The sequence below is a fragment of the Deinococcus sp. Leaf326 genome, from assembly GCF_001424185.1.
Taxonomy (GTDB): domain Bacteria; phylum Deinococcota; class Deinococci; order Deinococcales; family Deinococcaceae; genus Deinococcus.
Genome location: NZ_LMOM01000032.1, coordinates 396,536 through 410,173, shown reverse-complemented (window position 1 = coordinate 410,173; position 13,638 = coordinate 396,536). Strand labels below are relative to the sequence as shown.

Annotated in this window: 10 protein-coding genes; 2 read left to right on the top strand and 8 right to left on the bottom strand. The window is 68.6% G+C overall.

The features are described from left to right. The 8 genes from ASF71_RS12620 to ASF71_RS12585 form a co-directional block, all read right to left on the bottom strand. Window positions 1-366 (bottom strand): N-acetylmuramoyl-L-alanine amidase (locus ASF71_RS12620; RefSeq protein ID WP_162243108.1); only part of this gene is annotated, 366 nt, incomplete at its 3' end. A 69-nt stretch (window positions 367-435) separates the two neighbouring features. Beyond that, the gene (locus ASF71_RS12615) at window positions 436-864 is read right to left on the bottom strand and encodes a hypothetical protein (protein WP_056300464.1); all 429 of its coding nucleotides are present in this window, start codon (window positions 862-864) and stop codon (window positions 436-438) included. Window positions 865-1,026: 162 nt separating this feature from the next. Next, on the bottom strand, window positions 1,027-1,443 hold the full coding sequence (locus ASF71_RS12610) for a hypothetical protein (protein ID WP_056300461.1): 417 nt from the start codon (window positions 1,441-1,443) through the stop codon (window positions 1,027-1,029). Between the two features lie 105 nt (window positions 1,444-1,548). After that, window positions 1,549-3,852 carry a hypothetical protein gene (locus tag ASF71_RS12605; protein ID WP_056300459.1) on the bottom strand — a complete coding sequence of 768 codons (2,304 nt, stop codon included), beginning with the start codon at window positions 3,850-3,852 and terminating at the stop codon, window positions 1,549-1,551. Further along, on the bottom strand, window positions 3,849-4,271 hold the full coding sequence (locus tag ASF71_RS12600) for a hypothetical protein (RefSeq protein ID WP_056300456.1): 423 nt from the start codon (window positions 4,269-4,271) through the stop codon (window positions 3,849-3,851). The genes ASF71_RS12605 and ASF71_RS12600 overlap by 4 nt, the downstream gene beginning before the upstream one ends. Further along, a complete protein-coding gene (locus ASF71_RS12595) occupies window positions 4,268-5,650 on the bottom strand; it encodes a hypothetical protein (protein WP_156372768.1) in 1,383 nt (460 codons plus the stop codon). Before ASF71_RS12595 ends, ASF71_RS12600 begins: the two co-directional genes overlap by 4 nt. Further along, window positions 5,647-8,475: a hypothetical protein gene (locus tag ASF71_RS12590; RefSeq protein WP_056300450.1), complete on the bottom strand. Its 2,829-nt coding sequence runs from the start codon at window positions 8,473-8,475 to the stop codon at window positions 5,647-5,649. The genes ASF71_RS12595 and ASF71_RS12590 overlap by 4 nt, the downstream gene beginning before the upstream one ends. A gap of 142 nt (window positions 8,476-8,617) precedes the next feature. Next, a complete protein-coding gene (locus ASF71_RS12585) occupies window positions 8,618-9,883 on the bottom strand; it encodes a hypothetical protein (RefSeq protein WP_056300448.1) in 1,266 nt (421 codons plus the stop codon). Between the two features lie 304 nt (window positions 9,884-10,187). On the opposite strand from ASF71_RS12585, the gene ASF71_RS12580 reads away from it, so the two are divergent. After that, entirely contained in the window at window positions 10,188-11,222 is a 1,035-nt protein-coding gene (locus ASF71_RS12580) for an imelysin family protein (RefSeq protein ID WP_056300445.1), read from the top strand. Further along, the gene (locus tag ASF71_RS12575) at window positions 11,219-13,597 is read left to right on the top strand and encodes an FTR1 family protein (protein WP_235514409.1); all 2,379 of its coding nucleotides are present in this window, start codon (window positions 11,219-11,221) and stop codon (window positions 13,595-13,597) included. Before ASF71_RS12580 ends, ASF71_RS12575 begins: the two co-directional genes overlap by 4 nt. The last annotated feature ends 41 nt before the right edge of the window (window positions 13,598-13,638 follow it).

The window sequence follows — 13,638 nt, the reverse complement described above, 5'->3', positions numbered from 1 at the left end:
GGGCAGAACCTTCTCCGCAAACTTCCGGCTGGCCTTGCCCGGCGCGTAGTACACGCCGCTCATGGGCTGGGCATTCTTGAAGACTATGTCGTAATGCAGCGAGATCAGGGCCACCGCCTTAAGGCCCTCGGCCATGCGGATGCGCCAGGACAGGTCGGGTTTGGGGCCGTCGTTGCCGTCGTGGGTGAGGACCACGCGGAAGCCCTTGGCGACGAGCAGCGCCTTCAAGGTCAGGGCGGCTTCAATGTTGGCGCTGGCCTCGGTGCGCGGGCCGTCGCAGCAGCCGGGGTCATAGCCGAGGACGCCGGGCGTGCTGCCGTGGCCGGGGTCGAGAACGATGATGCGCTCACGGTGAAACTGCGTCATAGGTGTCTCCAATGGAGTGATCGCACGCGCCGGGGGGCGGGTGCGCTTTGGGTTGGGAATGGGTGTGGATTAGCTTGGGTCTGCGGGGTGCAGGGCGCGGTCGCGCTGCTTGTTCAGGGAGCGGGCCGCGCCCAGCAACATGCCCCCGAGCGTGAGGTGTGCCCCGACGATGTACGGGGTGGCCGCCGCGAGCTTGCCCCCAATCCCAGCAGGTAACTGGGCAAGGATGACCAGGGTGAACCCGGTGACGCCCACCTTAAGCAGCGCGTGGTCTTGGAGCCGGAGCCACAGCCACCAGCGCAGCCAGTAGGCGAGGTTGTCGAGCGAGAAGGGAGGTGGCACGGCCGCGCGCATCCAGCGCCCGAGCGCCCCCAGCAGCAGCCAGGCGCACCATGCGACGAGCATCCGCAGGCCGCTCGTCAGGATGTAGCTGAGCGTAGGGTCGAGCGGCAGTGCTCCGTTGTACCAGCCGTCCCAGTGGGCCGAGAGATCAGGCATCCTTGTCAGCCTCCTTGGGGACTTCGACGACCGGCGCCGTGGCCTCCGGCGCGTCCGGCGGCGCGGGTAAGAGCGCGGGGGACTCGGCATTAATAGGTAAGACAGGAATTGACACAGTGATGGTCCCCTTGNTTGTACCAGCCGTCCCAGTGGGCCGAGAGATCAGGCATCCTTGTCAGCCTCCTTGGGGACTTCGACGACCGGCGCCGTGGCCTCCGGCGCGTCCGGCGGTGCAGGTGGGGCGTCGGGTAGCCCAGCGAGCAAGGGGATGGCTTTGCGTACCGCGCCGAGGGCAGCGGTCCACAACCACGTGAGGCCGCGCGGCCCGAGGGTCGAGCCGGTGACGGCCGCCGCGATGAGCACGGCCACCAGGGACCAGGGCCAGGGCAGCGCCCGGATCACCTCGGCAGTCGCGGCCCCGACCACGAACGTCCTGACCAGCTCGCCGGCCAGCACGCGGGTCTTGGGCACAGTCCGCACGCCCATGAGGGTGTTGCAGCCGTGCATGGCCGAGGCGACGGCGCCGCTGGCCGCTGTGACGGTGAGGGCATAGGTGCTCAGGGTGGGGTCGAACGACATGGGCACCTCCCGGCACGGGAAAGCCCCGCAGGTGCGCGGGGCTTGGACTTACAGGATGGCAGGCGTGGCAGGGCGCGGGGGCACAGTGCTGTGACGCTGTAGGGGTCAGTCCAAGGTGACGCGCCACCCCAGCTTGAGATCGCTGGTCGGCGTGTCGCTGACGTACAGCACGAGGTTGTCAGCGTCCAGATTATCCAGCCAATAACGCACCGCCCCGAAGTTGTTCTGAGGCGTCAGCACCACGTTCGCCCGCTCTGGCAGATTCCCCAGTCCGTGCTGAACCACGAGGTACCTGTCCGCCGCCCCGGCCGGGAACGTCGCAATGCCCGACGCCACGCCCAGCTTGCGCCCCCCCAGGCCACGCCCTCCAATGATCGTGCTGCCGCCTCCCGCCACCAGCACGATCTCCGGCGACGTGTACGTCCCCCGGATCTGTCCACCCATGTAGGTGTTCCGGGCACTCGCCCCCGTCTCTTTCACAGCCGGCGCTACCTTCCCGCGAGATTTGGAGATGATGTGGCTGCCCAGGTACACCATGCAGTCGGTCGAGTCCTCCAGCAGGATATCCGGGTAGGCGAGCCCGTCCCCCTCGACCGCGCCGCCCCTGTAGGCCGGATCGTTGACCCGATTACCCTCCCGGTGTGGACTCGCATGGATCACGCTCGTGGACACGCCCTTGAACCGGATGCCCCCGCGCAGTGCTTGGTAAAAGTCCCCCGCCACCTGATGCGAGTGCCCCCCCTCCAGATTGACGGTCCAGCCCGTCGCCACGCCGTCGTAGGACCCGTCTCCCCGCATGTCGCTCGTGACCGTGATGCCATAGCTCTGGTCCCCCCAGATACCCCCGTGTACCGGGCTGGGGACCACGTCGGCGTTCGTGACGCTGACCGCAGCCGTGTCCTTGATACGGATGGCGAACTCGCGGTTGTGACCCCAGTAATAGCCGCCCTGGACACGGCTGTCGCTCTGCTCGATCCACAGGCTGCCGCCGTTCGTCCAGCAGTCGATGATCGTCGCCATGAAGGACGTGACGCCGGAGGTGGCCTGGAGACGGGCACCAGAGACGGCCGTGCGGTCGGATGGCGACTGCCACGTCTCGAAACGCACTCGCTCCAAGGTGGCGCGGATACAGTCTGGGAAGTCAATCTCCCAGGTCCGGGTAGGAAACACGTCGCGGGCCAGCACCAGATCGCTGACGCGCACACCCAGGTAACCCGCTTCGCCCGCGTTCTTGCGGGCGAGAAAGAAGAAGCGGATATCGCTGTTGGCCTTGAGCTTGGTTTCGCCCGCACCTCTGATCCAGATATTGGCGTAAGTCCTGCACTCGTGCGCCCAGCTGAAGGTCCCGCCTCCGATTTCGACGATGCGTGCAGCGCGGGCGTTCGCGGTATCCAGCGCCTGTTGCATTCCGTCGCTGTTGATCTGTCCGGTCGCGTCGCGATGGACTCCAGCCCAGCTGGCCCTAACAGTGGTGCCGTCCCAGACGCGGTGTGCGAACAGACCATCGTCTAGGGCATAGGTGATGGTGTTGTCGTGGGTGCCCAGAGTGCCGATGACGAACATGCCGCCACGCTGGCCGTTTTGCACGATCACGGTCTGCCCCGCGGTCAGGCCGGTGGCAGAGTTCAGATCAGCCAGTGTGCCAAATTGCAATCGTGCGGTCTGGGCGGCGAGGGAGAGGGCAGCGGCTGCCTCCAGGTCTGGGCGGCGCGCAGTGGTGCCGTCGTCATTGCGCTCCCAGACCTGCCCGGCATCGGTGTCACTGATGATGTTATAGAGGCCAGCCGCACTCCCGATGAGCGCGACTTTGAGGGCAGAACGGCGTCCGATGTTCATAGCAGCCTGGGCATTGTTGCCCTGCTGCTGCTGAGTAAGCTGAGCCTGATTCTGTGTGATGTCGGCCAGTCCAGCGTCTACTCGCGATACCTGCACGGCCACCTGCCCTGCTGCCGCCTCAGCCTGGGCAGCCGCACCCGTCGTCCGCTCGCGCAGCACGGCCAGGCTCTGCCGCTCGCCTGCCGTCACCACATCCAGGCCGCCCGAGGCATCGTCAATATTCGACAGATCCCAGATGCCCGGCGCGTCCGGCGACCCCACGGGCAGCCCGCTCAGGGTGATCGGCGCCACCGGCCCGGACTTGCCCGCCGGGTACTCGGGATAGACCCGGAGGGTCACCCGCGCAGGCATCCGCCCTCCAGCCTCCCGGCCCACGACCTTCAGCGGGGCATTCTTGCCCACGTTCGTCAGCTTGGCGAGCCGCCCGGAGACGATGACGGCCCGGCCCTGATCGTCCCCACTGCCGATGACTGGGCCGGTCGTGGTGCCGTGATAGGTCACCGTCACGGTCCCGCCGTTGGCCCCGTCCGGGAGCTGAATCAGCGTGTCTTGAGAGATGGTCAGTACGGTCATTGAGGCTCCTTGAAAACGCCCAGGGGCTGTACCCGTGGGTCTTGTACGCACTTGGGAATCAGGATGATCGTCACGTTGGCGAATTCCGACTCGTCGCCGGCCGGCGCCCAGACCAGCGCCCCCCCCTGCACGAGCTCCTCTGGCTGCTCGGCTCGCTTCTTCTTCGTGCAGCCGGTCACGAACCACGTCCACCAGCCCAGCGCCGCGCGCAGCCGAGCCTCGTCTTCTTCCTCCCACAGTCCTGTGAGCGTGTCGGCCACAGGGTCGGGCAGCCCATCAGCGAGGTTGAAGACCTCGGTGTAGCCCCTGGCGCGCACGAGGTTGAAGGAGACCGGGGGCGTGCTGCCCTGCCGGAAGGTGCCGGGCAGGGCTCGCCACCCCACAGCCGGGTGGTATAGGTAGTACAGCTCGTCGCTCACACCCCCCTCCGCTGCCCTGGGTAGGGCAGGGCAGCCGTCAGAATCTTCGTGCTCGCGTCCCCCCGATTCGAGGTGATGACCGCCCCAGCCGCGTGCTGGATCAATCCGCCGGGCACGCCGGCCAGGTGTTCAGGGATCTCGACGAGGAAGGGCGGCACATGCACGCCGGGCAGCGTGAACTCGAAGGTCGGTCCAACCACAAAGGGAGCGTCCCAGCCGTAGGGCATGACGATGCCGGCCGTGTTCTCCAGGCCCACGACCGCGACTCGCCGGAACTGCGTGAGGGTCACGTAGCCCCCGCCCGTGCCGAAGGCTTCCAGGGTGGCCGAGAGGTTCGGGCGCAGGGCCACATTGAGCGCCACATCCCAGGTCATCTGGTAGACCCCGCTTGCCCGGTACTCGACCGGCGCGGCGATGGTAGGCAGCCCCGATGAGGCCAGGAACAGGGTCATGATGATCGGGTTGGTGTCGATCTCGACCTGATAGGTGGCCTCGATCCGCACGGTCTGAAGCGGCCCCTGTTGCTGGGCGATGTCCGCCTGGGGGTAGATGATCCAGCGCCGCGCCGCGCCCGTCATGGGGTAGCGGAGATTGAAGCCAGACTCGAAGGGCGGCGGCGCGAAGATGTTCTCGGCCGTCACGGTGCGCGGCGTGACGGTGGCCTCACCCACCCGGCGGGGTGCGAACGGCGGCACGTCCGACCGGGACCACACGCGGGCCGGCCAGCCCTCAGCGGCGGGCAGGCGAGCGTCACTGACGTAGTTGGTCACCGTCCAGCCCAGGGACCGGCAACCCTGGGCGCGGGCATCCACCGTGTAGACCGCCGGGGTAGCTGCCTCCGGCCGCCCGATGATCCCGGTGAGGTCAGCGGCTACGCCCGCCTCGCTGTTCGGAAAGGGCTCCAGTGCCCGGTTGATGGCCTCTTCGCGGGTCAGGTCAGCGCCCGGCGTGGGCATGGCGACCCCGTAGGTCGCGCTGCCCCCCGGCGTGAGGCCGCCGCCGTCCAGTGCCGCACCTCCCGAGCCTGGGCGGCCCAGGAAGGCCGTCTCGATCCCAGTCAGCGGCACGCCGCTCAGGGCGCCGCGCTCGCGGATGGCGGCCTGAGCGATGCCTGCCGCAATGTATCCGGTGCCGTGCTCGCTCTCCAGTTTCGTGCGGATCATGCGCGGCCACGCCCGGCCCTCCCACCCGGCGGGCAATTCGGCCAGGCCCAGCGTGCCCGAGCGCAGGGTGCCCAGCGGCCCGAGCGAGAGCTGCACGGTGATCCCGGCCGCGTCGAAGGTTTCATCCGGCACGCCGAACGGCGGCGCGTCGTGCGCCTCGAAGCTCATCCTGATGGCGTCCCACGCGGAGCCGCCGTGTCCTGCTGTGATGTTCAACGCAGTGCCCCCCAGTCGGTTTCCTTGCGGTCGAGAAGTCGTTCCGGCCGGCCCACGGCGGCGAGCTGACGCCCACTCGCCTCAAGCTGATTCCGCCCGCTCACACTCATTTCGTTCAGCCACGCAGGCATCGCGTTGGCGAACTGCTGAGTGGCGGCGGCGTGCGTCTCCAACACGTCGAAGCGGTAGCTGCTGGTGATGGTCGGGGCTTCGATCTTGATGGTGCTGCTCGCCGAGGGTCTGACCGGCGCGGTCGCTGCAGCCGTCGCCACCTCACCCTGCATGGTCTTGATCTTGGCCTCGAGGTCGGTGATCTGCCGGCGCAGCTCGTCGCGCTCGCCCTGGGTCGCTGCGTTGTCGAAGGCCGTGCGCAACCGCGCTAGGTCTGCCTGGGCAGCGGCGAGACTGCCGGCCACCGGAGAGGGCGCCCCCTCGCCCAGTCCGAACTCTTCATAGACGGGCTTGAGCACGTCATTGAAGAACGCCTCGGCCTCGCCCGACGCCTGCCGGATGGCCCCGCGCAGGGCGTCGGTGTTACCCGTGTTGAGGTAGTCACTGATGGCCGGGCCGATGATCTTCTCAAGAATGGCCTTGTTGACGAACGATTCGATCAGACCATCAAGGACCGCGCGGCCCACGCTGGTCTTGAGGGACTTCTCAAAGAGGGAGAAGTCATTGGCGGCAAGGGCCTGACTGAAGCCGTCTTTGATGCCGTTGTAGAACCCTCCCTCAATGTTGAGAGCGATGTCCCGCTTCATTTCGTCAATGGCTTCGACGTAATGCGTGGTCTTCCAGATGAAGACCCCAGTGGTATAGGTCGTCACCGTCCGGGTGCCGTACCCGTCCTGAGAGAAGCGGAACTGATCGTTGTATTCGCGGGTGGCCTTGGCAGCATCCTCGGCAGCTTTCTTGTTGCGCTGGAACCAATTGAAAATGCTGGTCAGGGCTTGAATGGCGGCGCCGAGATAGTCTCCCTTGGCGATGGCTGTACCGAACGACACGAGGTCGGTCACCATGTTGCCCAGGTCGCTGGCCCACTGCCCGGCCACCTCGTCAGAGGCCCCGCCCAGGGCCTGCATGGCACCGGTCACCACAGGGATGAGCTTCTGGGCATAGTCGGCCCACTGGTTGATGCGGTCCTCGAGCCCCTTCTTGCGCTCGGTTTCCGCTTGCAGGCGGGTGTAGGAGGCGATGAGCTTGTCGAGTTCTGCCGCGACGATGCCCAGCTTCCCCCGCAGGTCTTCCAGAGCCTTCAGGTCCGCCGCGAACGGCCGCGCCCCACCGGCCTGCGCCTCGGCCAATTTCTGCCGGGCACTGGCGAGCTTGTCTTCCGAGTAGGCCGCCGCGTCAGCCGCGGGGACCAGGCCCTTGAGCACGCCAATGGTCGTGGTGAGGTTGGCAGCGAGCTCGCCGTTTCCCGCGTTCTTGGCAGCTCGGGCCATGCGTTCCAGGGCGGGTACAGCCCCGAACACCTGGGCTGCGAAATCCTCGCCCGTGATCTGCCCGGTCTCGAAGCTCACGACCAGATCGTCGAGCTTGCCCAGCGCTCCCTCGGCCGCCTTCTCAAGCGCGCTGAGGGGTACGTCCACGTCCACGTCGCTGAGCAGCTTCATGCGGGCGAGCTGGGCATTGAGCAGGGCGAGCTGCTCGGCCGTGATGCCGCCGCTCTTGCCCGCGTTCGTCACCATGTCGCTGTAGAGCTTCATAGACGCGGTGTTCTGGATGGTCTCCAGATCCAGACCGGCCAGCGCCGCCTTCAGCGCCTCGAAGGTCTCGCGCTGTGCGTCCCCCTGCGCGTCGGGACGGAAGGTGCCCTCTCCCACCGGACTGGCCAGCACGTCGCGCAGGGCGTCCTCTCCGGCCTCCACACCCAGGGCCATCTGGACAGCGGCGTCGGTCGTTTCCTTGAGCACGTTCTTGAGGTGGGCGAGCTGCTCGGCCGTGAGCGCCCCGGTGCGCCCCGCGTTGTCCAACAGATCGGTGAAGAGGTCAAAGGTCGCCCCCGCCTCGTCCACACCCACGTCCAGCGCGTTGATCTGCCGGAGCAGATCCGGGTAGATCCCCTCGTCTGCCCCGGCGCGGTCGGTGCGCTCGCCGATGGGGCGGGCCAGCACGTCTCGCAGCGCCGCGTCCCTAGCCTCGATCCCATCGGCCATGGCGCGTGCGCTGTTCTCGGTGCCCTTCAGGACACCTTGCAGGATGCGCAGCTGCTCAGCGGTGATGCCCCCCGACTGCGCCGCGTTCTGGAGCATCTTGTCGAGAAGCTCCATGGTGTCGGTGTTGTCGATGGTGGCGTCGTCAAGCTGGGTGAGGGTGTCGTAGAGGTCGGAGAAGTTCTGGCGCTGCTGGGCGGCCGTGTCCACGGCCAGGCCGGGCCGGTCGGTGCGCTCGCCGATGGGCCGCAGTTCCAGCTCGGCCAGGGCCGCGTCGGCAGCTGCTACCCCTTCGGCCAGGGCAGAGACGGCCTGAGCGGCGTCCTGGGCGCGCTGACGCTGGACGGCGAGCACATCGTTGTATTGCTGCTGATGGCCTGCCCCTTCCTGCCGGGCGAGCTCGAGGGCCAGTTCGGCGTCGGTAAGATCGTTCAGGCTGTCCAGGTAGGCGTCGTATTCGCGGGCCTCCCGGATGGCAGCCTGCCCGTCGCGCAGGGCCTGAGCCTCGCGCTGGGCAGCCTCGGTGGCCTTGTCGTGGGCGGCCGTCGTGGCGTCGAGACGGCGCTGCTGTTCGGCCTTGATGAGGTTGTACTTCTCAGTGTCACCGGCCGCGCGAGCGGTCGCCAGTGCGGTCGCAAGCTGACCATCCAGGGCCGAGCGGAGCCCCTTCACGAAGCGTTCCTGCGCCTCTCCGGCCGCGATCTGGGCGCGGTTGTCAGCGAGCTGCTCGGCGGCCCGCTTGGCGGCGTCCGTCGCGCGGTCCTGGGCCTGAGTTACCGCGTCCTCACGGCGGGTCTGCTCGTTCCGGATAGCGTTATACCGCTCGGTTTCCCCAGCACTGCGGGCGGTGGCCAGCGCCGTGGCGAGCTGGGCATCGGTGGCCGAGCGCAGCCCCTTGACGTACCGCTCCTGAGCCTCCCCAGCGGCAATCTGGGCACGGTTGTCCGCGAGCTGCTGAGAGGCACGTTTGGCTGCGTCGGTGGCGCGGTCCTGGGTCCTGGGTCACGCCGTCCTCGCGCCGGCGCTGCTCTTCGCGGATGGCGTTGTAGCGCTCGGTTTCACCGCCCGCGCGTGCAGTTGCGAGAGCGGTGGCCAGCTGCGCCGAGGTCGCCGAGCGCAGGCCCGCCACGTACCGCTCCATGACCTCGCCCTGCTCGATCTGCTTGCGGTTGCGGGTCAGTTCGTCGGCCAGTTGCTTGGCACTGGTCTGCGCCCCGCTGCTCTTGCCCTTCAGGCTGTCCAGCTCGGTCGTGACGGCACCCAGGGCCTTTAACCACTCGGTATAGGCCGGGGTGCCCTCCTTGACGGTCTTTAGTTGCGCGCGCAACTGCGAGGCGGCCGATTCAAGGGTGGAGGTGTAGGCCGAGAGGTCCACGTTCCCAACGGCGCGCTCGGCCTTCAGGTCGGCGAACGCATCGAGGAACCCTTTGGCCGTCGCCTGGGCCGCCTTCAGGACGTTCGGGCGGGTCGATTCAATCCCCTGCACGAACCCGGCCGAGGTGAACTCGCCCAGTTCCTTCATGACGCGAGAGGGGGACTGGATGTTGAGGACGTCCTTGATCCCGTTGATGACCGCGCTCCCCAGGTTGCGGGCAGCGGCGAGAACCAGGCGCGGCCCGGCGAGGATGCCGTTGATGAGGCCCTGCACCACGTTCATGCCCAGGTCTTTCCAGTCGATACCCTTGAGGTACTCAGACGCGCCCGACAGCGCCCCGGCCACGATCTCCTTGATGCGGCCCCACGTCTTCTCCGCGAACGCCTTGACCTCGTCCCAGTTGCGGTACAGCGCGACACCCGCCCCCACGAGCAGGGTGATAGCCGTGATGACCAGCCCGACCGGCCCGGTGAGGAAAGTCAGGGCCGCCCGGAGGGCCACGCTTGCGGCGGCGGCACCGGTCTGCGCGGCCGTCCAGACGGTCGTGGCGAGGGTGACAGTGGCGACACCCAGGCGATACGCCCCGAACGCAGCGGCACCGGCCCCCACGGCGGCCGTGAGCGGAATCAGGATCTCGCGGTTGCGCTGAAGGAAGCTGCTGAGCTTCTCCACCGTGACGATGGTCGCCTCAATGGGCGGGCGCACCGTTAGGCCGATGCCCGCGAGGCGTTGACAGGTAATTCTTTGGGGAGAGAAAGTGGAACGAATCCAGAGGGTTTCAGAAGGTCGGGGAGAAGCCGGAATAGCCGGAATCCAAAAAGGTGCTCCCTGTCGATGTTTGGCAGGGAGCATTCCAGTGGGTTCAGCCTGGTTCCAGTTGTTTCATTGACAGAGAGCACCTTTGAGGGATGGACAAAGAGCAGAGAGAGTCACAATGACAGCGGGTCAGTTCAAAATGGGACAATATGCAAAAGTTGACTTTCCGGGTCGGATTAATCAACCTTGAGAGATGAAACGGATCTGGAAACTGGCAGTGACCCTGGCGGGAGCCTGGAGCCTCTCGCAGGCCGGCGCGGCGGACCTCAGCGGCGTCAAGACCTACCTGGGCGGCCGCCTGAGCGGCATGACCCAGGGCACGCGGGCGCTGAGTACGGCCGCCGACCGCTACTACGAGCTGGCGCGCGCGGCGAATTTCGACTACCGCAAACTGGCCGCGCAGCCTCAGGCGGTGCGGGCCGCCCTGAACGCTGCCCGCGCCGGGTGGCAGAAGGCCAGTCCGCTGTACGAGGACGTTGAGGGTATCGTGGCGGGGGTCGAGGCGCTCAGCCGTTTCGACGTGATCCTGGACGCCGGCACGAGCGCTGCCGAGGGCGGAGAAGACGTGGTCCCCTTCGACCTCAAGTTGCCCAGCGGCCGGGTCCTCGCCCGGCCCGGCAACCTCTTCGGCGTAAACGAGGGCGCGCTGTGGGGCACCGTGAAGGCCTACAGCAGCGGCGTGCCCTTCGACCTGAACGGCAACGGCCGGGCCGAGTTCGGCGAGCAGCTCCCCGACGCGAACGTCCTCAAGGCGGCGGCGGCCGAACTCGATACCCAGGGCCGCGCGCTCCAGGCAGCGGCGGCGGCCTGGTCGCCCACCCGCGAGGACGTGTTCGGAGCGCTGGTCGGCAACGTGCCGACCGTGGGGCCGGTGTTCTTTGAGGACTGGAAGACCAGCCCCTTCGTGCTGGGCGCGCGGAGCACCCGCAAGGATTTCGTGGCGATCTCGCGCATGTCCGATCTCGTGGGCAACGTGGCCTCCTGGCAGGCGATGTACCGGGGCCTGAGCACCGATGTGAAGGCCCGGAATCCTGCCCTGGACGGCCAGATCGCCGCGGGATTGCGCGATCTGTCGGCACTGGCCGAGCGCCTCGTCGCCCGCGAGAAGACGCGGCGCTACACCCCCGAACAGGCCGAAGCGCTGCAACAGGAGGCCCAGAACCGCGCCACCGTGGTCGCTGGCCGGATCACCCAGGCGGCCGCGCTGCTGGGGGTGAAGGTCCAGTGACGGGCCGCGTCCCGGTGGCCCTCGCGCCCGCCCTGGCGGCGCTGTGGGCGGGCACGGGTCTGGCACAGCCCGCTCACGCCCAGTCTGCAGCCGCCCCGACCGCAATGTCCCAGACGGCCGCCGCTGCGGCCCGCGACCTAGCCACCCCCGCCGAGACAATGCGCGCCCGGCTGGCCGACGCCGCGCTGGAACTCGACTTCGGCCGCGCCCCGGCCGCCGCGCTCGTGGAGCAGGCGCGCGCCGCCTTCGCGGAGGTGCGCGGCGCCTGGGCGGCGACCGACCCTGGGGCGACCCGCGAGGTGGACCTGGCCCTGAACGCGGCGGGCGGGGCCGTGCAGGCCGGCGACACCCCCGCCCTGGGCCGTGCGGGCGCCGCCGCCTGGACCGCCCTGCTGCGCGGCGCCTATACCGGCCTGGAGACGGCCCTGCGCGCTGGAGACGCGGGAGCTGCACGCGACTGGCTGGCCGTCCGCGAGTTCCGGGTGGCGAGCAGCCTGACCCGCCTGAACGCCGACGCGACCGCGGCGGTCGAGGCGCTCGCGCAGGGCAAGGCGACGCCCCAGGACGCCCTGAACGCCATACGCAGCGACGTGCTTGATGGGTATCAGGCCCGCCTGCTGGGCGCCCTGCGTGACCTCCAGACCTCGCGCGCACGCGGGTTCCGCACCCTGGAGGCCGAGCAGGCGGCGCTGGCGCAGGGCTACTTCGCGTTGCTGCGCCCCGCCTACGCCGGCCAGCGCGGAGAGGCGGCGGCGACGGCCCTGACCGGGCAGTTCGCCGCGCTGCCCGGCTCGGTGAGCGCCGTCACGGCCGCCCTCGAAGGTTTCCGCGCCGCGCCCCTGAGTGCCCGTGAAGTGCAGGCCCGTGCTTCGCAGGCCACGCGCTTCCTGTCGCTCGTACCGGTCGAGTATGCGCGCGGCGTCAAGGCCAGTGGTGCGGGCGCGGTCGTCACCCAGCCGGTCGAGGTGAACGAGGCCCGGACCTTTCTGAACGGCGCCGTGATGGCCTACGCCGACCTCGCGCCGCTGCTGCGCGACCAGGCGGCGGCCCGCGCGCTCGGGCGCGACCTCGGCGCTCTGAACACCTCCCTCTCCCCGCAGGCCCTGGCGATCACGGTGCCGGCGCCGGACGCCGTCTCGGCGCAGGTGGGTACGCTGGGCACGCGGCTGGCCGCCGCCTTTCCGGCCGACTGGAAGACCCACGACGCCAGCGCCGATCTCGACGTGGTACGCACTCAGCTTGACGCGGTGGTGGCCGCCGCGCAGGCTGGTGACTGGGCGGCCGCCGAGACCGCGCGCCTCGACGCCTACGCCCTGCTCGAAAGCGGCACCGAGGCGCGCATCGCCGTGTTCAACCCCGACCTCAAGGCGCGGCTGGAAAACCAGATCTGGAACGGCCAACACCCCCAGGGCCTCGCCGCCCTGATCCGTGACCACGCGCCGCTGGCCGACTTCCGCACGACGCGCGCCGAACTTCAGACCACCCTGAAGGAGGTCGCGGGCATCCTGGGCACCGAGGTCGCGCCCGCCGCCGTCGCCACCAACGCGGGCATCATCGTGTTCCGCGAGGGGCTCGAAGCCGTGCTCATCCTCGCCGCCCTGATGGGCAGCCTGCGCCGGGGCGACGCCGTGCGGCTGCGCCGGCCCATGTGGCTGGGTGCTGCCGGGGCTTTCGCGGCGACCGCCGTGACCTGGGTGATCATGCAGGGTGCCCTGTCTTTGCTGGGCCGCTACGGCGAGAAGCTGGAGGCCGTGGTCAGCGTGGTGGCCATCGGGGTGCTGCTGGTCATCATGAACTGGTTTTTCCATCAGGTGTACTGGACGGACCGCATGGCGTCCTTCCAGAAGCACAAGCACGAGCTGGCGCACGGCTCACAGTCCCGCACGGCCGCGCGTGCGCAGTGGTGGGGGCTGGCGGTGCTGGGCTTCACGTCCATCTACCGCGAGGGCTTCGAGACGGTGCTGTTCCTCCAGTCGCTGGTGCTTCAGGCCGGGGCGGGCGCGGTGCTGGGCGGCACGGCTGCAGGGCTGGTGGCCGTGCTGGGCGTCGGCGCGGCCGTGTTCCGCTACCAGGCCAGGCTGCCCATGAAAAAACTGCTCGTTCAGACCGGCGCCCTGATCTGCGCGGTGCTGGCGATCATGGTCGGCAACACGGTCCACACCCTGCAACTCGTCGGCTGGCTGCCGGTGCACCCGCTGCCCCTCGACCTGCCGGCGTGGATGGGCCTGTGGTTCGGGCTGCACGGCACCTGGGAGGGCGTGGTGTTGCAGGTGGCGTCGGTGGTGGCCGTCATCGGGTCCTTCTACGCCGCCGAGGCCCTCAAGGAACGCGAGCTGCGCGCCAAACGCGCCGCCGGAGCGGCCATCCCTTCCTGAACCCTTCTCCCGGCAGGGCGCTCCGCTGGCTCTCCCGGCGG